General features: G+C 40.1%; 21 protein-coding genes and 1 other annotated feature. Of the genes, 13 read left to right on the top strand and 8 right to left on the bottom strand.

The genetic code is table 11. The annotated features are described in order from the left end of the window. The first annotated feature begins 5 nt into the window (after positions 1 to 5). Positions 6 to 1,055: a tetraprenyl-beta-curcumene synthase gene (gene tbcS, locus IE222_RS04505; protein WP_191270094.1), complete on the top strand. Its 1,050-nt coding sequence runs from the start codon at positions 6 to 8 to the stop codon at positions 1,053 to 1,055. A gap of 63 nt (positions 1,056 to 1,118) precedes the next feature. On the opposite strand, the gene mnmM is transcribed toward tbcS, so the two are convergent. Next, positions 1,119 to 1,691 (bottom strand): tRNA 5-(aminomethyl)-2-thiouridylate-methyltransferase MnmM, encoded by a 573-nt coding sequence (mnmM, locus tag IE222_RS04500; protein WP_191270092.1) that lies wholly within the window; start codon positions 1,689 to 1,691, stop codon positions 1,119 to 1,121. Between the two features lie 5 nt (positions 1,692 to 1,696). After that, on the bottom strand, positions 1,697 to 2,653 hold the full coding sequence (gene mnmL / locus IE222_RS04495; protein ID WP_191270091.1) for a tRNA modification radical SAM protein MnmL/YtqA: 957 nt from the start codon (positions 2,651 to 2,653) through the stop codon (positions 1,697 to 1,699). Between the two features lie 263 nt (positions 2,654 to 2,916). On the opposite strand from mnmL, the gene IE222_RS04490 reads away from it, so the two are divergent. From IE222_RS04490 to IE222_RS04465, 6 genes are all read left to right on the top strand, one after another. Then, positions 2,917 to 3,198 carry a YtzC family protein gene (locus IE222_RS04490; RefSeq protein WP_191270089.1) on the top strand — a complete coding sequence of 94 codons (282 nt, stop codon included), beginning with the start codon at positions 2,917 to 2,919 and terminating at the stop codon, positions 3,196 to 3,198. After that, positions 3,195 to 3,374: a glycogen biosynthesis protein GlgD gene (locus IE222_RS04485; RefSeq protein ID WP_191270087.1), complete on the top strand. Its 180-nt coding sequence runs from the start codon at positions 3,195 to 3,197 to the stop codon at positions 3,372 to 3,374. The genes IE222_RS04490 and IE222_RS04485 overlap by 4 nt, the downstream gene beginning before the upstream one ends. Positions 3,375 to 3,647: 273 nt before the next feature. Continuing rightward, positions 3,648 to 4,832, top strand: coding sequence for an MDR family MFS transporter (locus IE222_RS04480; protein WP_191270085.1), 1,185 nt, complete (start codon positions 3,648 to 3,650; stop codon positions 4,830 to 4,832). 155 nt (positions 4,833 to 4,987) lie between these two features. Continuing rightward, positions 4,988 to 5,209, top strand: a binding site (T-box leader). Positions 5,210 to 5,317: 108 nt separating this feature from the next. After that, the gene (gene leuS / locus IE222_RS04475) at positions 5,318 to 7,735 is read left to right on the top strand and encodes a leucine--tRNA ligase (RefSeq protein WP_191270083.1); all 2,418 of its coding nucleotides are present in this window, start codon (positions 5,318 to 5,320) and stop codon (positions 7,733 to 7,735) included. A gap of 105 nt (positions 7,736 to 7,840) precedes the next feature. Continuing rightward, positions 7,841 to 8,146 carry a rhodanese-like domain-containing protein gene (locus IE222_RS04470; protein WP_191270081.1) on the top strand — a complete coding sequence of 102 codons (306 nt, stop codon included), beginning with the start codon at positions 7,841 to 7,843 and terminating at the stop codon, positions 8,144 to 8,146. Between the two features lie 93 nt (positions 8,147 to 8,239). After that, the gene (locus IE222_RS04465) at positions 8,240 to 8,425 is read left to right on the top strand and encodes a sporulation protein Cse60 (protein ID WP_071356693.1); all 186 of its coding nucleotides are present in this window, start codon (positions 8,240 to 8,242) and stop codon (positions 8,423 to 8,425) included. 8 nt (positions 8,426 to 8,433) lie between these two features. Here IE222_RS04465 and IE222_RS04460 read toward each other — a convergent pair whose 3' ends face one another. After that, positions 8,434 to 9,699, bottom strand: a complete 1,266-nt coding sequence (locus tag IE222_RS04460; RefSeq protein WP_191270223.1) for a BaiN/RdsA family NAD(P)/FAD-dependent oxidoreductase — start codon at positions 9,697 to 9,699, stop codon at positions 8,434 to 8,436. 205 nt (positions 9,700 to 9,904) lie between these two features. On the opposite strand from IE222_RS04460, the gene IE222_RS04455 reads away from it, so the two are divergent. Both IE222_RS04455 and IE222_RS04450 read left to right on the top strand, forming a co-directional pair. Then, positions 9,905 to 11,536 (top strand): putative polysaccharide biosynthesis protein, encoded by a 1,632-nt coding sequence (locus IE222_RS04455; protein ID WP_191270079.1) that lies wholly within the window; start codon positions 9,905 to 9,907, stop codon positions 11,534 to 11,536. Continuing rightward, complete coding sequence (locus tag IE222_RS04450) at positions 11,526 to 12,245, top strand: pseudouridine synthase (protein ID WP_191270078.1); 720 nt, start codon at positions 11,526 to 11,528, stop codon at positions 12,243 to 12,245. The genes IE222_RS04455 and IE222_RS04450 overlap by 11 nt, the downstream gene beginning before the upstream one ends. Before the next feature lie 251 nt (positions 12,246 to 12,496). Here the strand turns inward: IE222_RS04450 and IE222_RS04445 are convergent, their stop codons facing one another. Further along, on the bottom strand, positions 12,497 to 13,771 hold the full coding sequence (locus tag IE222_RS04445) for a polysaccharide deacetylase family protein (RefSeq protein ID WP_191270076.1): 1,275 nt from the start codon (positions 13,769 to 13,771) through the stop codon (positions 12,497 to 12,499). 129 nt (positions 13,772 to 13,900) lie between these two features. Further along, on the bottom strand, positions 13,901 to 15,157 hold the full coding sequence (locus IE222_RS04440; RefSeq protein WP_191270074.1) for a TolB family protein: 1,257 nt from the start codon (positions 15,155 to 15,157) through the stop codon (positions 13,901 to 13,903). Positions 15,158 to 15,322: 165 nt separating this feature from the next. On the opposite strand from IE222_RS04440, the gene speD reads away from it, so the two are divergent. Further along, complete coding sequence (gene speD, locus IE222_RS04435) at positions 15,323 to 16,129, top strand: adenosylmethionine decarboxylase (protein ID WP_191270072.1); 807 nt, start codon at positions 15,323 to 15,325, stop codon at positions 16,127 to 16,129. A gap of 36 nt (positions 16,130 to 16,165) precedes the next feature. Here the strand turns inward: speD and IE222_RS27020 are convergent, their stop codons facing one another. Continuing rightward, entirely contained in the window at positions 16,166 to 16,915 is a 750-nt protein-coding gene (locus tag IE222_RS27020; RefSeq protein ID WP_191270070.1) for an AAA family ATPase, read from the bottom strand. Between the two features lie 94 nt (positions 16,916 to 17,009). On the opposite strand from IE222_RS27020, the gene IE222_RS04425 reads away from it, so the two are divergent. Further along, positions 17,010 to 17,534: an LURP-one-related/scramblase family protein gene (locus IE222_RS04425; RefSeq protein WP_191270068.1), complete on the top strand. Its 525-nt coding sequence runs from the start codon at positions 17,010 to 17,012 to the stop codon at positions 17,532 to 17,534. A 50-nt stretch (positions 17,535 to 17,584) separates the two neighbouring features. Next, positions 17,585 to 18,016, top strand: coding sequence for a DUF2935 domain-containing protein (locus tag IE222_RS04420; RefSeq protein WP_191270066.1), 432 nt, complete (start codon positions 17,585 to 17,587; stop codon positions 18,014 to 18,016). A gap of 317 nt (positions 18,017 to 18,333) precedes the next feature. Here IE222_RS04420 and IE222_RS04415 read toward each other — a convergent pair whose 3' ends face one another. Both IE222_RS04415 and IE222_RS04410 read right to left on the bottom strand, forming a co-directional pair. After that, on the bottom strand, positions 18,334 to 19,683 hold the full coding sequence (locus IE222_RS04415; RefSeq protein WP_191270065.1) for an amino acid permease: 1,350 nt from the start codon (positions 19,681 to 19,683) through the stop codon (positions 18,334 to 18,336). A gap of 174 nt (positions 19,684 to 19,857) precedes the next feature. Then, the gene (locus tag IE222_RS04410) at positions 19,858 to 20,079 is read right to left on the bottom strand and encodes a DeoR family transcriptional regulator (RefSeq protein ID WP_191270063.1); all 222 of its coding nucleotides are present in this window, start codon (positions 20,077 to 20,079) and stop codon (positions 19,858 to 19,860) included. 414 nt (positions 20,080 to 20,493) lie between these two features. Here IE222_RS04410 and pepV point away from each other — a divergent pair, with 414 nt between their 5' ends. Next, entirely contained in the window at positions 20,494 to 21,912 is a 1,419-nt protein-coding gene (gene pepV / locus IE222_RS04405) for a dipeptidase PepV (protein ID WP_191270061.1), read from the top strand. Positions 21,913 to 21,929: the final 17 nt, after the last annotated feature.

The raw sequence follows: 21,929 nt of genomic DNA, 5'->3' as shown, positions 1-21,929 counted from the left end.
TTTCCATGAAGCCATTTACCCTAATGTCCAGTGTATATCGTAAAATACTGCCAGCTGTTCACCAAGAATTGGCTTATTGGAAAAGTCGTGCTGAAGAAATTCCAAATCCAGAGCTAAGAAAACAAGCTTTGGCGAGCATTGAACATAAAACCTTCCATTGTGAAGGCGGAGCAATTCTGGCTCTGACGGCAAATAACCATTATAAACAGGCAATAAAGTTCATCGTTGCCTATCAAACAATCAGCGATTATCTGGATAACCTTTGTGATCGCAGTACGTCACTTGACCCTGAAGATTTTGCAGCGCTCCATGAGTCGATGTCAGATGCTCTTGTATTACAAGCTGATAAGAAGAATTATTACCGTTTACGCGAAGATCAAGATGATGCTGATTATTTATATGATTTGTCAGAAACATGCCGTGCGTGTTTACGTGAACTTGAGCATTATGAGTTAATTAAAGATTATCTTCAAGAGCTTTGTCAGTATTATTGCGATTTGCAAATTCATAAGCATGTGAAAAAGGAAGAACGAGTACCTCGGCTTGAAAAGTGGTTTCAGCATTATCAAGATGAGCTGCCGGAAATGGAATGGTATGAATTTTCGGCGTGTTCCGGTTCAACATTAGGGATATTTTGTTTGATTTCTTATGCCATGCGTAACGATTTTACTGCAAGTGATGCCTTAAATATTCGCAATGGATATTTTCCGTATATCCAAGGCCTTCACATACTGCTTGATTACTTCATTGACCAAGAGGAAGACAAAGCAGGCGGAGATTTGAACTTTTGCTTTTACTATGAGAATCAAGAAACGTTGTTTAACCGTTTAAAGCATTTTGTTGCTGAAGCGGACAAGCATACGGAGATGCTTCCACATAAGAGATTTCATCAGCTAATCAATCGAGGTCTGCTTGGGATTTATTTATCCGACTCCAAAGTCCGCAGACAGAAAAATGTGAGAAAGCTCGCTAAAGGCATTATAAAAACCGGCGGATGGGTAAGCTATTTCTTTTATTTTAATGGACTAGCCTACCGCTCTCTGCAAAGAAAATAGGTAACAGAGGGTCGGTTTCTTCTGTTTCATTAAATAAACCAGGCGCCAATTGTGGGCCTGGTTTTACATTTTTTCAATTGCCACGATAAATGGTGGATGATGCTTCTGGTTAATAAATTGGTATTGCAGGACATGGGCAGTTTTTTGGTCAATGGTGCTGCAATACTGCAACAGTGCGTCTCGTTCGACAGCTCCTTCATCGTGACCGTGATAAATCACAAGCACAATAATTCCCTCCGGTGCCATGATTTCAAGCAGCTGGTTTATGGCTGCAATCGTTGTTTCCGGACGTGTGACAATTGTTTTATCACTGCCTGGCAGGTAACCAAGGTTAAATATAGCTCCGGTTATTTTTCCGTGGTCACCGGGTGGAATAGAAGCGGCCAGATGTTCATGCCCATTATGAAAAAGGGTGGCACGTCCAAGCAACCCTTGCTGATTTAGACGGTCTTTGGTGGCTGCAAGCGCTCGTTCCTGAACATCAAAGCCGTATACTTTTCCTGTGTCACCAACAAGATCTGCGAGGAAAACCGTATCATGACCATTGCCTAATGTGGCATCTACAACCACACCACCAGTTGAGACAGCTTTTTTTAATAAAATTTTTGCAAATGGAAGAATTCGATCCAGCTTCATCGTTATTACATAACACTTCCTTGATAAAACTTACCCTGCCAGCTGTTTCGGCGTTTTAGCTCCGCATTAATGGCATTTAACACTTCCCATTTGTTCACGCTCCACATTGGTCCAACCATTAATTCAATTGGTCCATCACCGGTAATACGGTGAACAATCATTTCCGGTGGTAGAATTTCCAATTGATCACATACTAAGTTTACATAGTCTTCTTGTGAGAGGAATTCAAGCATCCCTTTTTCATATTGTTTGACCATTGGTGTCCCTTTTAGCAGGTGAAGCAGATGAATCTTAATACCTTGCACATCCAATTTCGCTACTTCACGGGCGGTTTCCATCATCATGTCATAATTTTCGAGCGGCAGCCCGTTAATAATATGAGAACAAATCCGTATTCCGTGTTTTCTAAGCTTATTAACACCGTCAATATAACATTGGAAATCATGTGCACGGTTAATCAGCATGGCAGTTCGTTCATGTACAGTCTGCAATCCAAGCTCTACCCATAAATATGTTCGTTCATTTAATTCTGCTAAATATTCAACTACATCATCAGGCAGACAGTCGGGGCGGGTTGCGATTGAAAGTCCGACAACACCATCTTGCTTTAGAACTGTTTCGTATTTTTCACGAAGTTCCTCAACTGGTGCGTGCGTATTTGTGAACGCCTGGAAATAGGCCATATATTTGCCATCTTTCCATTTTGTATGCATTTTTTCCTTTATTTCATTAAATTGTTTCTCCAAACTCTCCGCACGATTACCGGCAAAGTCACCTGAGCCTGCTGCACTGCAGAAAGTACAGCCGCCGTGGGCAACGGTGCCGTCACGGTTCGGACAATCAAATCCGCCATCAAGGGCCACTTTAAATACTTTATGTCCAAATTGCTGGCGCAAATGATAATTCCATGTGTGGTAACGTTTATCATCTGAAGCATATGGAAAAGGTTTTGTCTGAAGCATTCAGAAAACCTCCTTATATAAAATTTGCATAAGAATAATTTTATCACGAAGCATGCTGCATATCCAAATGTAATTGTTTCTATATAGAGCTAAAGCACCTTCGTGCAATGCTTATACTATAGAAGTCTTCCTTGTGAAGCTGGTTTTCAATATTTTTTGGAAGTAATTATCAAACTGTTTACGTAATAGGAAGATGAACGAAGAACACAATAAGAAATGAAGCACTACGCTTCAAGGCAGTGATGATTAAGGGGGTTCTTAGGATGGCTACGCGAGATTCAATGTCTACTTTAACGCAGCAGGTTGAGGACACAATCCGTTTTGCTGAAGAGCAATATAAACAAAGCAGTATGCAGGAACAATATAATGATGATAATTACATCCAAGCTTTGCAGCGTCTTGAACAAATGTATCAAGATATTGCCACAATGGCCCATAGCGCCAACGGTCAACAGAGGGAACAGCTTCACCGGATGCGCCTGCAGGTGCAGCAGCTCCAAAACAGTTTGATATTACAGGGGTCAAGAGGAGGAGAACAGTTTTGAAAAAGCGTTCTAAGCAGCAAAACCCTGAACAAAAGACACGTAACGGGATAAATAACCAAGATCTTGAGCTTGGTCAGGAACAGGATTTACTAAAGCAGGCAAAAAAGAAAATGGAAAATACAGGCGGTCAGCCGGTTAAATCGAAAATGCACCAAGAAAAAGGACAATCGTCTTAAAAATTCAAAAATCTCTCAACAATCTGTTGGGAGATTTTTTTGAAATTGATTCGAATTAAGCACGCGAAGGCGAATTAGCTGATAAACCACCGAATAAGAGGGAAAATCGGCGAAAAATCGCTGGAAAAACAAAAAAATTGGCGGAATTATTCTGGATTTTGCGGAATCATCCTGCGTCGAAAAATGGTAAAGAAAAAAGATTGCACTCGTCAATAAAAACGACTAAAATTACCTAGGATATCGAAATACTTTTTAGATAAAGGAGCGTTTTTCATGCCACGTGCCCTATGGCTCTTGATTATCGGGATGGCAGTGAATGTAATAGGCTCTTCTTTTTTATGGCCTCTAAATACAATCTATATTCACGATCATTTAGGAAAGTCCTTATCGGTAGCGGGACTTGTACTCATGTTAAACTCGGGAGCAAATGTAATTGGAAATCTATATGGCGGCAGTTTATTTGATAAAATTGGTGGCTATAAATCTATTCTTCTAGGAATTTTTATTTCACTCTTTGCATTGGTCGGTTTAACCATCTGGCATAGCTGGCCGCAGTATGTTGTGTTTTTAACAATTGTCGGTTTTGGAACAGGAATTATTTTTCCAGCTATGTATGCCATGGCCGGTTCTGTATGGAAAGAAGGCGGGCGAAAAGCGTTTAATGTTTTGTATGTTGCACAAAACCTTGGTGTAGCAGTAGGGGCAGCGCTTGGCGGAATTGTCGCGGCGTATTCATTTCAACTAATCTTCCTTGCCAATACGATTATGTATATCCTATTTTTATTGATTGCTATTTTTGGATATAAAGGAATCACTGCAGATTCAGCAAGGCAGAGCAGTAAAGAGATAGAAGTTCAACTTAGCAGCAAGCGGAATCTTCAAGCATTATTGATTCTTTGCATAGGATATCTGCTTTGCTGGGTTGCCTACTGTCAATGGACTACAACGATTGCCTCTTATACTCAGGAAATAAACATTTCGCTTAAACAATACAGCCTGTTATGGACTATAAACGGTGCTGTTATCGTACTTGGGCAGCCTCTATTAAACGGTCTCCTAAAGCATTTGTCAGCTTCTCTAAAGGTTCAAATGCTGATTGGCATTGGAATATTTATTGTATCATTTTTAATTGCTGGCAAAGCAGGCTCGTTTACAGGTTTTCTTGTTGCCATGATCATCTTAACAATTGGAGAAATGTTCATCTGGCCGGCTGTGCCAACCGTTGCCTTCAGCCTTGCACCGAAGGGACGCGAAGGTTTTTACCAAGGAATCGTCAACAGTACGGCCACCGGCGGCAGAATGGTCGGCCCTTTACTCGGAGGAATTATCGTCGACCTATACAGCATGTCAGCATTATTTATTGTACTAATAGGATTATTCCTGTTTGCCATTGTAACCACAGTGATGTATGACCGCAGTTTGAAAGTGGTGTCAGGCACCATCCGTGGACAAATGTAACGATTTGTCCATGTGGGGTGGACACTTTCTGAATCCAACTGAAAATTGTGTGTAAATGTCAAAAATTTTGTTAAAGATGAAAATAGGCTCAAGTTTACTTGCATCCTGTTAGAAAATTTAATAAAATGGTTATTACATTATACTTTTTGAATAAATTAAAAACCGTGAGTAGGAGCAGTAATGGTGAATACCCGCTTATTAGAGAGTTGACGGCTGGTGAAAGTCAACCGGGAACATCATGAACTCGCCTAGGAGTTGCAGACATGAAACTTAAGTATTGTTTGCCGTTTTCCGCGTTAAGGATGAATGAAGCGAGTGCATCAGCACTAATGTGGGTGGTACCGCGGGAAGATACATACAATCCTCTCGTCCCTGTGTGGGATGAGGGGTTTTTTATTTTTTCTAGCAAAAGTGTTTAGCGGCTTGTGCGTGTCGTTCCTGACAGAGGCGCTTCCGCTTTTATTTTTCAATAGGAGGTAACAAATATGAGTTTCGATCATCAACAAATCGAAAAGAAGTGGCAAAAAAAATGGGAAGAAGAAAAAACATTTAAAACAAGCGAAGAATATGACAAAAGAAAATTCTACGCTTTAGATATGTTTCCATACCCATCAGGTGCCGGGCTTCATGTAGGGCACCCTGAAGGATATACGGCAACAGACATACTATCGCGGATGAAACGGATGCAGGGGTATAATGTACTGCACCCAATGGGCTGGGATGCATTTGGTCTTCCGGCAGAACAATATGCTTTAGATACAGGGAACGACCCTGCGGAATTCACGGCGAAAAACATTGAAACCTTCCGCAGACAAATTAAAGCTCTTGGGTTCTCTTATGATTGGGATCGTGAAGTTAACACAACCGATCCGGAATATTATAAATGGACACAGTGGATTTTCTTGAAGCTATGGGAAAAAGGCCTTGCATATGTGGATGAAGTACCTGTTAACTGGTGCCCGGCACTTGGTACCGTATTAGCTAATGAAGAGGTAATTGATGGAAAAAGTGAGCGAGGCGGTCATCCAGTTGAACGACGTCCAATGAGACAGTGGATTTTGAAAATAACTGCCTATGCAGATCGATTATTAGAAGACCTTGAAGATTTAGATTGGCCAGAAAGCTTAAAGGAAATGCAGCGCAACTGGATTGGCCGTTCTGAAGGGGCTGAAGTTAACTTCCAAATTGAAGGACATAAAGGAACGTTTACTGTATTCACGACTCGTCCAGATACACTATTTGGGGCTACCTACGCGGTGCTTGCACCAGAACATAAACTTGTGGATGAAATTACAACGGCAGAACAACGCTTAGCAGTTGATGCCTACATTGAAAAAGTTAAAGCGAAAAGCGATCTTGAACGTACCGATCTTGCAAAAGAAAAAACAGGCGTCTTTACGGGTGCTTATGCGATTAATCCAGCAAATGGCGAAAAAATGCCGATCTGGATTGCTGACTATGTCTTAGCAAGCTACGGTACTGGTGCCATCATGGCTGTTCCTGCACATGATGAGCGCGACTATGAATTTGCAAAGAAATTTGACCTGCCGATAAAAGAAGTTGTTGCCGGCGGCGATGTTACAAAAGAGGCCTATACAGGTGACGGTGAACACGTTAACTCGGAATTCTTAAACGGTTTAAACAAAACGGATGGAATTTCAAAAATGATTTCCTGGTTAGAAGAAAAAGGCATCGGTACAAAGAAAGTCACTTACCGCCTGCGTGATTGGCTATTTAGCCGCCAGCGTTATTGGGGTGAACCGATTCCAATTATTCAATGGGAAGATGGTACAATGACGGCTGTTCCGGATGAGGAACTTCCATTGACATTGCCAAAAACAAAAGATATTAAACCATCCGGTACCGGGGAATCGCCGCTTGCCAATATCGAAGACTGGGTAAATGTCGTTGATCCAGTTACAGGTAAAAAAGGCCGTCGTGAAACAAACACAATGCCGCAATGGGCGGGAAGCTGCTGGTACTTCTTACGCTATATTGACCCAAACAATGATAAACAACTTGCATCACCTGAAAAATTAAAGCATTGGCTGCCTGTTGATATATACATCGGTGGTGCCGAGCATGCGGTTCTTCACTTGCTATACGCACGCTTCTGGCATAAATTCTTATATGATATCGGTGTGGTGCCAACAAAAGAGCCATTCCAAAAACTATTTAATCAAGGAATGATTTTAGGCGAAGGTAATGAAAAGATGAGTAAATCCAAAGGTAATGTCGTTAATCCAGATGACATTATCGAGAGCCATGGTGCCGATACGCTTCGTTTATATGAAATGTTTATGGGACCGTTAGATGCGTCAATTGCCTGGTCAACAAATGGACTGGACGGATCACGCCGCTTCCTTGATCGTATCTGGCGTTTATTTGTCGAGGAAAATGGTGAATTAAGTCCTAAAATCCAGCCAAATGAAGAATCATCAGGCTTAGAGAAGGTTTATCATCAAACCGTGAAAAAGGTAACTGAGGATTATGAAGCACTTCATTTTAATACAGCCATTTCACAAATGATGGTTTTCATAAATGAAGCGTACAAAGCTACAGTTATTCCAAAATCATATGTAGAAGGCTTCGTTAAAATGCTGGCACCTGTTGCTCCGCATATTGCAGAAGAACTTTGGGAAAAACTAGGATATAATGAAACAATTTCTTACCAAGCTTGGCCGGCATATGATGAAGCAAAGCTGGTAGACGATGAGGTGGAAATTGTTATTCAAGTGAATGGTAAAGTTAAGGCAAAGCTTGTAGTACCAAAAGATGCAAGTAAAGATGCCTTAGAAGGAATCGCCATGGATGATGACCGTGTTAAGGAACAAATCGATGGAAAAACCGTTCGCAAGGTTATCACAGTACCAGGAAAGCTAGTTAATATTGTTGCAAACTAAAAATTAACTACGGTGTCATAATTACGGTGTCAGGCACCATGTGAACAATTCACATGGTGCCTGACACCAGTTAAGGAATGTCACTTTTATGAAAGGATGTACGGGATGGAAGAAATCAATATTATTACACCAGAAGAACTGCAAAAGAAGCTTGAAGCAGGGGAAAAACTCGAGCTTGTAGATGTTCGGGAAGATGAAGAGGTGGCAGAAGGGATGATTCCTGGTGCTAAGCATATCCGTATGGGGGATATTCCGGCTAACCTTGATTATTTTGACAAAGACAAAGAATATATTTTTATCTGCCGCTCCAGCCGCCGCAGTGAAAATGTCTGCTATTATTTGCAGGAGCAGGGCTACAAGGTCCGCAATATGATTGGCGGTATGCTAAATTGGACTGGTAATACAAAGTAACGATTCCTTTACGGAGTCGTTTTTTTTGCTTCTTCTGTTTTTAATTTTCTGAAAAGTTGGTAATACTGATACAAAAAAGAAAGGAAGAGTCCATTGATTCAAGTAAAGCTGTTTGACCGGGAGCATGAGAAGGATCTAGAAAAAGAAATGAACCGCTTTTTAAAAGGACTGGATGAAAAGAGTCTTTTGGATATTAAATACAATGTGGCAGCTATGACAGAGGAAGAAGAGGAAGAACAAATCTATTGTTTTTCAGCCATGATAATTTATAAGGCCTGACAAAGAAGTCAGGCCTTAGCAGTTAAAGCAGCATTCGTTCCGGCCAGCCTGCCGGTAACAAGCGCGGAGGTAATATTATAACCGCCGGTATAACCATGAATATCGAGGATTTCACCACAGAAATACAACCCGTTCATGAATTTCGAGCCCATCGTTTTAGGATCGATTTCCTTCACAGACACTCCGCCGCCTGTGACAAAGGCTTTTTCAAGTGACAGTGTACCATTGACTTTAAACTCAAATTGCTTGCAGCTTTTGGCAAAACTGCGGATACTTTCATTAGAAATGGTTCCGCCTTGCGCGGAAGGATCGATCTCATTATATTCCAAAAGATAAAGTAAATAACGTTCAGGAAGCATTCCTTTTAATGTATTTTTGATACTCTTTTTTGGTTCAGCTTTTACTAGTTTAACAATTTCCTGAAATACCTCTTCTTCTTTGCGATCTGGGAGGGCATCCAAGCTCATCGTAACCTGTGTTAGGTTCCACTTTTTCATCGCCTTGACGATAAACTGGCTGCATCTTAATACCGCCGGGCCGCTGATTCCAAAATGGGTAAAAATCATATCCATGCGATGGCTGATCAGTGCCTTGCCTTTTGGATTTAACACACTTAATTCGATGCCCCTTAATGATAAACCTTGCAGCGTTTTATTCTGAATAAACGGCTCTCCTGAGGTAACAGGCACTTCAGTAGGAAATAATTCACTAATCGTATGTCCCGCTTTTTCCGCCCAAGCATAGCCATCGCCCGTCGAACCTGTATGTGGTACTGATTTGCCTCCGACAGCAATCACTATTGATTTAGCAGTAAACTTTTGCCCGTCTTTTAATAAAACTCCCGAAACCCGGCCATCGTCATACATCACGTCGGCAACCGGGCTATTTTTATACACCCTGACATTGAGTTTTTCTAATTGCTGTAATAGGGCATCGACGACCGACTGGGCCTTATTGGATACGGGAAACATCCGGCCATGGTCTTCTTCCTTTAGGGCAATTCCTAACCCTTCAAAGAACCTGATAATGTCTTCATTATTAAAAATCGAAAATGCGCTGTATAAAAATTTGCCGTTTCCCGGGATATGTTTAATAATTTCATCTTCCGGCAGCCGATTTGTAACGTTGCAGCGTCCGCCGCCTGAGATCGCTAGCTTTCTGCCAAGCTTGTCCCCTTTATCAATCAATAGCACCTTAGCGCCTTTTTCTCCAGCGGCAATGGCTGCCATTAATCCTGAGGGACCGCCGCCAATCACAATAACATCAAATTCCATACTTCCACCAACTTTAAATATATTCATTTCATTATATACATATCTATTATAAATAAACGAATTTCCAATGATTTTTAACAAAAATAACTTGGTTGTTAGTAGCATCACAGGAAAAGAAGTTGTAAACTACTAATAGTGTGCAAAAAAGGTCGAATTTTTTGGACCCGATGAAACACACGTATTTGTTCAGTCAGGAAGGGATTCTATGCAGTCTAAGCTTTTACGAGGCACGTTTATCTTAACATTAGGAACAATACTTTCAAAAATTCTTGGTTTAATTTATGTTATCCCGTTTTTTCAAATAGTTGGCCGGGAAGGAACTGTACTTTATCAATATTCCTACGTTCCATATACAATTTTTATTAGTGTAGCAACGGCAGGTGTGCCGCTGGCTGTTTCTAAATTTATTTCAAAATATAATGCTTTAGAGGAATATGGGGTTGGCAGAAAGCTATTTAAGTCTGGATTAGTGATTATGCTGACGACAGGATTTGCTGCCTTTTTAATTATGTATTTCGCTGCGCCGACCCTTGCTAAGATGAGTACCGGCGGGGAAGCTAATTTAAAAGATGTCACTGCTGTCATGCGAGCTGTCAGTTTTGCCCTGATTGTTGTACCGTTTATGAGTTTAATTAGAGGTTACTTTCAAGGACACCAATCAATGGGACCTTCTGCACTTTCACAAGTAGTGGAACAGATTGTCAGAATCGCCTTCGTTCTCTTGGGTGCCTTTGTGGTAATAAAGTTTCTGAATGGCGAACTTGTGACAGCTGTCAGTGTGGCCACATTTGCCGCATTTATCGGAGCAATTGGCGGGCTGGCTGTATTATTCTGGTATTTGTATAAAAGAAAATCGTATTTAAATCAATTGCTTGAACAAGATAAAGGTACAATTAATATTTCACTTAAAGAAATCTATAAAGAAATCATTATGTATTCTTTTCCGTTTGTCTTAGTTGGAATCGCCAATCCTTTATTTCAGGCAATTGACCAATTTACGTTTAGTAAAGCATTAGTTCAAATTGGGTTCACCGAGAAAATGGCAGATGCCTTTTTTTCCATGCTAAACTTTGAATCACATAAAATTGTTATTATCCCTGTTTCACTCGCGACAGCTTTTTCTTTAACTTTGGTCCCAAGTATTACAAAGGCGTTTGTAGAGGGCGACAGAAAAAGCATGGTTCATCAATTGAATCAGTCCTTTCAGGTTCTTTTATTTTTAACATTGCCGGCTGCAATTGGGCTGTCCTTACTGGCAGAACCGGTTTATACAGTCTTTTATCAGCATGACCTAATTGGAAAAGAAGTTCTAAGCGCTTATGCGCCAGTCGCAATTCTCTTTTCTCTATACTCTGTAACAGCAGCCATTTTACAGGGCATTAATGAACAACGATTTACCGTGCTCAGCCTGCTTGTCGGCTTACTGGTCAAATTATCGTTGAATATTCCGCTGATCAAAATGATGGAAACAAAAGGAGCAGTTTTAGCAACCACACTTGGATATTTAGCAGCGATTATGATTAATCTCATCGTCATTAAAAAATTTGCCAACTATCCATTCCGTTTTGTTTGGCGCAGAAGTTTATTGATTGTTATCTTTGCCGGATTGATGTGGGCTGGAACAGAAGGTGTCTATCAGCTATTGCTGTTATTCCTTTCACCTGCATCGAAGATACAATCGGTGATTATAATTGTTATCAGTGCTGCAGCAGGGGCAGCGATTTATTTCTATCTTTCTTTAAGGTCAGGTTTGGCTAGACGCTTGTTTGGCACAAGATTAGACCGGATTATGACAAAATTTAAGTTGCCTGGAAGGAGACGAAGCGTTGAGAATTGATAAAATGCTTGCCAATCTTGGCTACGGCAGCCGCAAGGAAGTAAAGCAGCTGTTAAAAAGCGGTGCCGTTAAGGTTGATGATGTAGTGGTCAAGGACGCGAAACAGCATGTTGATCCGGAATCGGAGACCGTTACACTTAATGGTGAGGTAATTGAGTATAAAGAATTTATTTATTTAATGATGAACAAGCCGCCTGGGGTTTTATCGGCAACAGAGGATAACAACGCTGAAACGGTGATTGATTTATTGGAACTTGAGGATCAGGTTTATGAGCCGTTCCCGGTCGGCAGACTTGATAAAGATACCGAGGGACTTTTATTGATCACCAATGACGGTCAATTGGCACACCGCCTGCTTTCTCCAAAAAAGCATGTCCCTAAAACGTATTTTGCAGTGATTGATCAAGAGGTAACGGAAGAGGATGTTAAAGCCTTTGCCCAAGGTGTCGTCCTCGACGATGGGTATAAAACAAAGCCCGGTGATCTGAAAATCTTAAAGTCCGGGATTCGTTCCGATATTGAATTAACGATTACAGAAGGCAAGTTTCATCAGGTAAAGCGAATGTTCCAAGCCGTTGGAAAAAGGGTCGTCTACCTGCAGCGGATTTCTATGGGACCACTTGCTTTGGACGAAACGCTCGAGCTTGGAGAATATCGGGAATTGACGGATGAAGAAGTCGAGTTATTGAAGGATTATCAGGTGAAATGAAACAGCGCCTGCCACTGATTAGGCGATCCCGGATGAAATACGGTCTTGTAATATAGAAAATGTCCTTCATCAAGGTGATGAAGGACATTTTTTTGGTTCGGAAATAGGGTGACTGAGGCCTCGTCTCTTTAGTCTACTAATATCACAGTTAGGATAATTCCCTTTTCCCTAAGCTCCTCCTATAGCGTATAAATTTCTCCGCTTAATGCGGTTTGCCGGTCGACAGCAGACTTTGCCTTAAAAAATTCATGTTATTGATAAGCTTGAATATTCAACAGTTCTTCCAGGTCGACAATTTCATAGTTTCTTTCCTGGAGTTCTTTGATAAGCTTTGGCAATGCCTTTTTTGTCGCAATCTTATCGGAATCGGAATGCATTAAGATAATATCACCATTTCTGACATTTGCTGCTACATTGTGAATAATATTTTCCGGATCCTTTTGCGACCAATCTAGTGTATCAATCGACCAAAGGACAATCGAATATCCTTGCTGTTTAGAAATTTGCGCTACCTCAGCGTTTGTATCCCCATATGGTGTCCTTAGTACGGCTGGTTCTTTTCCAGTCACTGATTTGATCATCTTCCCAGCCTGATCAATTTCATTCCGAATCGCTTCTGGTTCCAATTTCGTTAATTCAACATGGTCATAGCTGTGACTCAAAACTAGGTTTCCTCGCCTATAGGCTTCTTTAGCAACATCAGGGTGTTCCTTCACTTTACTTCCCAAAAAGAAGAAGTTTCCTTTTACATGATGGCGGGCTAAAATATCTATGATGGCAGGGGTAATAACCGTATCTGGTCCATCATCAAAGGTAAGGGCAACCATCTTTTTATCAGGTCCATTGATATAGACATTTTCCTGATCTTTTGAAAAAACAACGATTTCATTCCGCCATCTTTGCATGGAGGCCCATGCCGATTTGGAAAGGTTATTCGATCTCCCTTTTATCTCAAGGGTATAATCACCAGCAACCCTGTTAGGATTATAAATCGAGTAATGATCGATAATTGGAGCGCTTTTCGGAATGATGATTTTAAGCTGGATATCTTGGGATATGGGGTAAACATAAATATTTTCATTGGTGTTATTCCTTTTTTCCGCGGGTTGGCCAAATTCTTTTTCAACCATTTTGTCTGTAAGGTCTTTTAGGTTATCGGCATATGAACGGACATCAAAAATTTCGCCAGCTTTATTATAGCCTAGAACGATATTTCTTTTTTCATAAGTCGCGTAGAATCCCAAACCTGCTTGATCAACTTGATCCGGTTCGCCCCATTCGGCCTTAGCCTGATCAATGGTGCTATTTAGGACATTAAATGGACAACCAGGTACCGTACCAGCCTGTGCCAGCTTCATCATGTTCTGCAGTATTTTAATGGAGGCACTATCAATTTCTTTAGGTTCAAGACCAATTTCCTTACGTTTAATTTCTTTGCTCTCGTGAGGTGTTTGCGTCCAGCAACCTGATAATAAAAACAACACAGAAAGTAAAACAATCCATTGGATTTTGCGGAATTGCCCCATTTATTATTCCCCCTTAAATGCCTTATTTTTATCATACCATTTCCCATTTTAGTTTTCTTTTGAAAAAATAAAATCGGACAAAGCTGCAGCAGCCTTATCCGATTGGAATTCGAAAACAATTGAAGAAAACTATTTTTCTTCGTAAAAATCATACCCCTCAATATTCTTAATCCAAACCATTGCGTTTTTTCCGTTTCCGTCAGCGATCCATAAATCTTTCTGGGCTGAGGCTAGGTCCTGTTTCCTCTGCCAGGTGAGTTTTTGTGCCGTTGGAAGATAAATAGGATCGTAATCACCGTAGTCATTTGGTGGATGGGTCAACTGTGTTTGGGTCTGTTCGCCAATTTTTATTAAAAATAACGACGGGTCTGGGCGTTTTTTCGCATCATTTGACCATTCACTTTCTTTAACTCGTGAAACGATGATAGAATAGTCATCCTTCCATGTAAAACCTAGTTCCGCAAAGTTTGTCGGTGTGAGACTGAGAGAATTAAATGAAGGCAGGTCCGTAACCTTCATATTTTTATTCGTAAACCCAAAGACAATCCTGCCGGAGCCGGCAATATAGCCTAAGCGATTTTGCTGATACGCCCATTTTGGTGTACCGACTTCCCAAATAATATCATCCAACACTTCAAACTTTTGACCATCAGTTGAAATCACACAAGCGAAATTGCTGTCCATAGACCAAGAAGCAGTTGGACTGGTCATAAATGAAATCCATCTTCCGTCGGGTGAGAACCGGAAATCTGTTGCATTAATGGCCAGTAGTGTCATGTCGCCTTTCTTTAATTCGCTTGGGATGGTATAAATCTTCTTTACGTTTTTAGTCAGACTTGAGATTTTGTCTAAGTCCTTTTCTAATGCGATTTTATAAAGAACTGGATCTGTCCAGCCGTCCGGCTTTAAAGTCGCCCCAGACGATGCAATAAAGGCACGGCCGTCCGGGAACCAGCGATAATCACCGACACCGAGGGCAATATTATAAAATTGTTTAAGATTAGAAACATTTAAGACACCGCCGCTTTTAAACGCCAGCAGGTTTTCCGTTGGAGACCATTGCGGGTTCCTTCCGTTAAAAGTAATTCTCTTATGCTTTTTTGTTTTCGTATTGTACACCCAAATTTCCGTTTGGTTTTCCAGGTCAGGTCTTATTTTCTTTTGCGGTTCCACTTGGTAAACAATCCAAACACCGTCGTGAGACCATTGCGGTGAATTTGGGTATTTTGCCGCTTCCTTTGTAATTTTTTCTTCTTTTCCGTTTATTTTCGTCCACAGAAATCCTTCCTTGACAAATACCGTTTTTATTTTAGTATTCTGTGATTCAGCTTTTGCCAGACTGGGTACTATTAGAAAAATAAATAACAGCCAAATTAGTTTTTTCATCGTGTCACCTCAATGTTAATGTCCTCAACAATTGGTGAAATATGATAAAAAAAGCATAGTATTTTCAAGTGATTTCTTGATTTTTGTTTAAAAACGTCTTGACCCGATATTTCACCTAAACTTTGGGTATCTTACTAAATAAAGAATTTATGGGGGGAAGTGTGGATGAAATTAACACATGAAAAAGCGATTGAGTTACATGGCTTTAATAATTTAACTAAGTCGCTAAGCTTTAACATGTATGATATCTGCTATACAAGAACAAAAGAAGAGCGAGAGGCCTATTTAAAATATATTGATGAGCAGTATAGTGCTGAAAGGCTAACGGGAATTTTACAGGATGTAGCTGATATTATTGGCGCACATGTCTTGAACATCGCTAGTCAGGATTTTGAGCCTGCGGGGGCTAGTGTAACATTTTTAGTATCGGAAGCTCCGGTTGAAAATCCGGCATCTGAAATTTTTGAGGAATCACCAGGACCGTTAATGGAATCCGTTGTTCTTCAATTAGATAAAAGCCATGTCACTGTCCATACATACCCTGAGTACCATCCTGACGAGGGGATCAGCACATTCAGGGCCGATATTGATGTCTCTACTTGTGGTGAAATTTCACCTTTGAAGGCATTGCACCATTTAATCCGCTCCTTTGAGACCGACGTCATGACAATTGATTACCGCGTGCGCGGCTTCACTAGAAACAAAGATGGCTACAAACTATTTATCGATCATGAAATCAGCTCTATTCAGAATTACATTCCTGACGATTTAATTGAATTATTCGATATGATTGATGTGAATGTCTATCAGGAGAATATTTTTCATACGAAATGTAAGCTGCGGGATTTTGATATTAATAACTATCTGTTCGGATATACAAAAGATAAATTATCGCAAAAAGAAGTAGATGAAATAACCGAAAGAATCAAGCTGGAAATGGATGAGATTTTTTACGGGAAAAATATTGTATAGGAAAAAGAGCTTCGGACACTCCGGGCTCTTTTTCCATTATTCGTCCAATAAATGGTGAAGCATTCGATTTTTATCATCGAAAAATTGCTTCATTATCTTGTAATGGTTTGTTTCTTCGAGCTTACTTTCGGTAATCCCGGTATTTGTAAATTCAAAAATCTTCGCATCAGGGTATGCCATTATAATCGGAGAATGAGTCGCGATGATAAATTGGGAATTATCCTGAACCAAATCATGAATCCGCGTCAGCATGGACATTTGCCTGAGAGGCGACAGAGCTGCCTCCGGTTCGTCCAAAATATAGATTCCATTTCCGCCAAAACGATGAAGAAACGTAGCAAAGAACGCCTCACCATGAGACTGCTCATGAAGCGAGACACCGCCATAGGAATCAATAATTCTTGGTCCGATTATTTCCCGGTCCAATTCCTCAATATTGGAAGCTACATTATAAAAGCTTTCAGCCCGCAGAAAAAATCCATCTTCTGGTTTATTCATTCCTTTAATGAGTTTGAGATAATCCCCGAGTGGAGAATGAGAATCATAGGTTGAAAAATTAAAGTTTAAGGATCCGCCCTCAGGATTAAACCCTAAGGCAACTGCAATGGCCTCCAGTAATGTAGATTTTCCCATGCCATTTTCTCCGACAAGGAAGGTAACCTTGGGGTGAAAATGCAGCACATCTAAATTTTTTACACAAGGAAGTTGAAATGGATATCGATTAAAAGACGGAATCTCATTTCGTTTTAAGTGAATGCTTCTTAAAAATTGGCTGTTCCAATACATTTTTTACCTCGGGTCTGCTTTTTACCAATATTGTACCAATATGGTGAAACCTGTATCAATGGAGAAACGTAATAAAAATACAGGGGGGATTGGGATGAGCAAGCAAACTGTATTTTTTAAGGATAATTTCTTTTCCGCAGGAAAAACAGAAATTTTTAATAGTGAGAAAGAAAAGGTTGGCGAGCTTAATTTAAGAAGTGCTTTTTCTTCCAGTATGGATGTACTAGATAAAGATGGCAGTCAAGTTGTAAGCGGAAGTTTTGGCTTTTTTAGCAATAAGTGGAGGATAACCACCCGGAGCGGGGAAGATTTGGGAATCCTGAAACAGAAATTTACGTTCATGTCAAAAAAATATGAATACGATGCTTACGGGCGCGGGGTATATCTTATTCATTCTGAAGCATTTTCGCGCGAGTATAATATTTTTGACGAGCAGTCTAACCAGATTGCCAAATTTGAAAAGGTTAGCGGCTTTTTCGCATCGCCCGCCTTCCAATTAACCAATCACAGCAATAAGTTATCAACTGAGGAATTAATAGCAGTTGTAATGGGGGTTAACGCAATTCAAAAGCGCAGGAGAAACAATGCTGCTTCAGCTAACGGCGGAGCTGGAAACTAAGCATATTTTTACAGCCTATCCCATACATTTTGAATGGGAGGGGAGTTTGTATGCAATTTTACTATGGCCAGCAAATGCCATTAAGGATATTAGATGAAGCGGAATTTTGGAAACATCAAGAGGAAGAGCATACCGTAGTCATTCGCGAGCTGGTAACCGGGCTGGAACCTGAATTTGTCGATGCTCTGAAAAAATGGGAGCAGGCACTCGGGGAAACGCACCAGCAGGTCATCCGCTATATTGAATCAGTTGTTCGCTCCGGAAATCAGGTATCAGAACAATTGCAGCAGCAAGTGATGGAACTCGTTGCTTATTGCCTGCAGCAAAGTGAAGGGTTCATTCAGTTGTGTCAGCAAATTAAAACACATAGCGCCGCCGTTAGTTCAAATCACACAGCTAAAGTAGTACTCGTGCACATTATCCGTGAATCCGAGTACTTCATCGGAATAGCCCAGGCACTCCTAACAAGCGGGCAGCAATAAATTGAGAGTGATATTCCTATTGGGATATCGCTTTTTTTATTGTTGGAGGAGTCAAGTTGAAGGTAAAGTGAAAAAATCGATGGGTAACTTCACAAGACAGACGGGTAAACTCCGAAAAATGACGGGTAAACGATGAATCCGATCCAAAAAGAAGTATAAGAATGAGCAGTCATTGAACCTTCCGTATACTGGTCATTTCAGAAACCGAGTCTATTATCAACCGAAAAAAAGATTAGGGCCATCTCTTCAATTTACATGGATCTATCAACCTGATAGGGTAATTATAAAAGAAAAAGCCAGCACTTAATCGCTGGCTTTTATACTGTTGCAGTATTTGTTTTTCTAGTAATAAAAGAGAATAAAATTAACAGTCCAATGGTTATAAGACTTACTGTAGTCCCAGTGATATTATTTGGGTTAAATAAGAATCCAATAAATATAACGCCCAAGGCTATTATCGCGAACCAGGTCGTATAAGGGAACCATTTTACCTTAAAGGATGGCTGATTTAAGTAATGTGGTCTTAATTTCAACTGTGCTGCACAAATGCTCATCCAAAGGAGCATGACGGTAAAACCTGGAATCGTCATGAGATAGCTGATGACCTCACTTGGTGTTAGGTATGCTAGGAACACACCAATTAAGATACAAAGGCTAGTCAATATAATCCCGACAACCGGAATACCTTTGCGAGAGATTTTTGCAAGTCCAGCAGGTGCTACACCACTTTGGGCCATTGAGAATAATGTCCTCGAAGTGGCGTAAATTCCTGAGTTAGCCGCTGATAGCACCGCTGTTAAGAGTACGAAATTCATTATATGTGCCGCACCAGGCAAGCCTGTTACACTAAACACTTGAACGAAGGGGCTTTCCTCGCCGGTTACCTTGTTCCATGGCATTATCCCGCAAATAATAAGGATTGGAAAAATGTAGAAGATTACCACCCGCCAAACAGCACTTTTAATGATTTTAGGCAATACCTTCTCAGCATTCTTTGTTTCGGTAACAGCCACACCGATTAATTCAGCCCCGCCATATGAAAACATAACCACTAAAAAAGCGCTGAAGGTACCACCAATGCCGTGAGGAAAAAATCCGCCATGGGCTGTATAGTTTGACATTGGATTATGAATGTCGCTTGGAATGACACCTAAAAGAAGTAAAAATCCTAAAACAATAAATGCTGTTAAAGCAATAATTTTCACACTGGCAAACCAAAATTCCAGCTCGCCGTAATATTTAACCTGAAACAAATTGATGCCAATGATGATCACTGCACAAATGAGGCTGAGCAGCCATAATGGTGTTTGCGGCAGCCAAAATTGCAAAAAGCTCCCAGCTGCTAATAATTCTACTACAGTAACAATTATCCAGTTAATCCAGTAAAGCCATCCAACTAGAAAGGAAATCTGGAACCCAAACGCTCTGTTTACTAAATGCTGTACATTGTTGTTAGGATAGGCAAGTGCCAGCTCACCTAATGCCGCCATAATAATAAAAAGTAAGAGCCCGCCAATTAAATACGCCACAATGACACTGGGACCGGCAATATTTAATGTATCAGAGCTGCCTTTAAAGATTCCTGTACCAATCATACCTGCTAAGGCGATAAATTGTACATGCCGCGGTAATAATCCTTTATTTAAATCTTGATGTTTTTTATCCATGCTGCACCTTTTCTTATTTTACTTAGACGCTTTTAAGTACTAAAGTATTTTTATATTAATATATCATTTTTTGGGGAAATGTCAATCCTGATTGATTAATAGGGAACTTGATAAAACAAATAACACGCGATGATTCGCGTGTTATTTTATTCTTATATTTACTTTTTAGTTTTGTTACGATGACATCTTCACTTTCTTTTGTGTTGTTGTCCATTTTCCGCGGCTTGGGCTTATGACCAAGTCATTGTAGGCTAAGACATTCAAATCTCGTTGTATGGTGCGAGGAGTGATACCAAATTCCTCTACAAGTTCCTGCGTTGTCACTGTGCCGTTCTTACGAATAAACATGTAGATACATTTGATGCGGTTTAACATCCGGTTAGTTGAAGGTTTCAAAGAACCACTCCCTATCCTTTTTTAAAACCTATTGTCTAATCCCTCTACCGACAGCTTGTTTGAAGATAGCTCTTCAAAAATATGTAGTTTTCTTTTCCGCGCAGACATCTCCTTTTTTTATAGAAGGTTAATTGTGAATGCTAGATGTCATACATCTACTTTTATTGTACCCACAATTTCTGAAAATTTCTACCACGAGGATATAATTTGTTCCATTAATTTGAAAAAAGTTTTGACCTAACCTCCTTAGTTCAATTACTTAATATATAGGTATGGTATATAGTGTAAGAATTATGATGGGATATTAGAATTTTCTGCTAATTATTAAATTAAATTTTTCATAAATTAATATTTCGTTTTTTCGGACAAAATTGATAAGATACTTTTATACAAATATTGGGGGTGTAAACGAATTTGACAAAGATTGATTGGATGGCTGAGGTCGAAAAAAGGAAAGATGCGCTTATTCAAGATACACAAGGATTATTACATATTAAAAGCATTTTGGATGAGGAGCATGCATCATCAGAAGCACCTCTTGGAAAAGGGGTGAAAGAGGCATTAGATTACATGCTTCATCTTGGTGAAAAGGATGGCTTTATTGCAAAAAATGTTGGAAACGTATCAGGACATTTAGAGTTCGGTGAAGGTAAGGACCTTCTTGGAGTTCTTTGCCATGTGGATGTTGTTCCTGAAGGGGATGGTTGGACAAGCGATCCATTTGGTGCAGAAATTCGTAATGGTAAAATTTATGCCCGCGGAGCTTTAGATGACAAAGGCCCGACAATGGCTGCTTATTACGCAATGAAAATTGTAAAAGAACTGGGACTGCCGCTCGCAAAGCGTGTTCGGATGATAATTGGGACTGATGAGGAAAGCGGCTGGCGCTGTGTCGAGCATTATTTTAATCATGAAGAAATGCCGACATTGGGGTTTGCACCAGATGCTGATTTTCCGATTATTAATGCAGAAAAAGGGATTGCTAATTTTGATATTGTACAGAATGTGCTTGTTCCTGAAGCATCAAATAACAATATCGGCGTTGTAAGCTTTGTTTCTGGAAAGAGATATAATATGGTCCCCGATTTCGCCAAAGCCGTGCTAAATACAAAAAATCAAAATGAAATCAGCCAGCAATTTACGAATTTCATGAATAATCATGAACTAGAACATAACTTCACTTCAGAGAAGGATCAGCTTATTTTAGAAGTGAAAGGGATTTCAGCGCATGGATCGCTGCCGGAACACGGGAAAAATGCAGGCCTATTTTTAGCAGAATTTCTTTCTACGCTTAATGTAGATTCGAAAGCTGAACACTATTTTCAATTTGTTTCCCGCTATTTCTTTAAGGATTCTAGAGGTGTCAAAATAGGGGTCGCTTATTCAGATGATATTTCCGGGGATTTAACGGTTAATCCGGGAAAATTCTCTTATTCAGCTGAATCCGGCGGAAGCATCGGTATAACTTGCAGGTATTCGGTCACCAATAAAATCGAAAAAACGAAAGCAAAATTGGATTTACTATTAGAAAAAGAAGGCTTCGTAATGGAAAACTTCTCGGATTCGAAGCCGCATCATGTGGATGAAAAGGAATTTTTGATTCAAACAATGAAAAAGGTTTATGAAGAACAAACAGGTGAGAAGGCAGAATTAATTGCGATTGGCGGAGGTACGTACGCTCGCTCATTAAAATTAGGAGTTGCATTCGGACCGTTATTTCCAGGGAGACCGGATATCGCCCATCAAAAGGACGAGTATATGTATATTGAAGATTTGGTAAAAGCAACTGCTATTTATGCACAGACCATATATGAGTTAGCACAAAATAAATAGAATAAACAGGGAGATGT

It is taken from the genome of Neobacillus kokaensis, assembly GCF_014656545.1.
Taxonomy (GTDB): Bacteria; Bacillota; Bacilli; order Bacillales; family Cytobacillaceae; genus Neobacillus; species Neobacillus kokaensis.
This window is presented reverse-complemented; position numbering and strand designations above follow the sequence as displayed.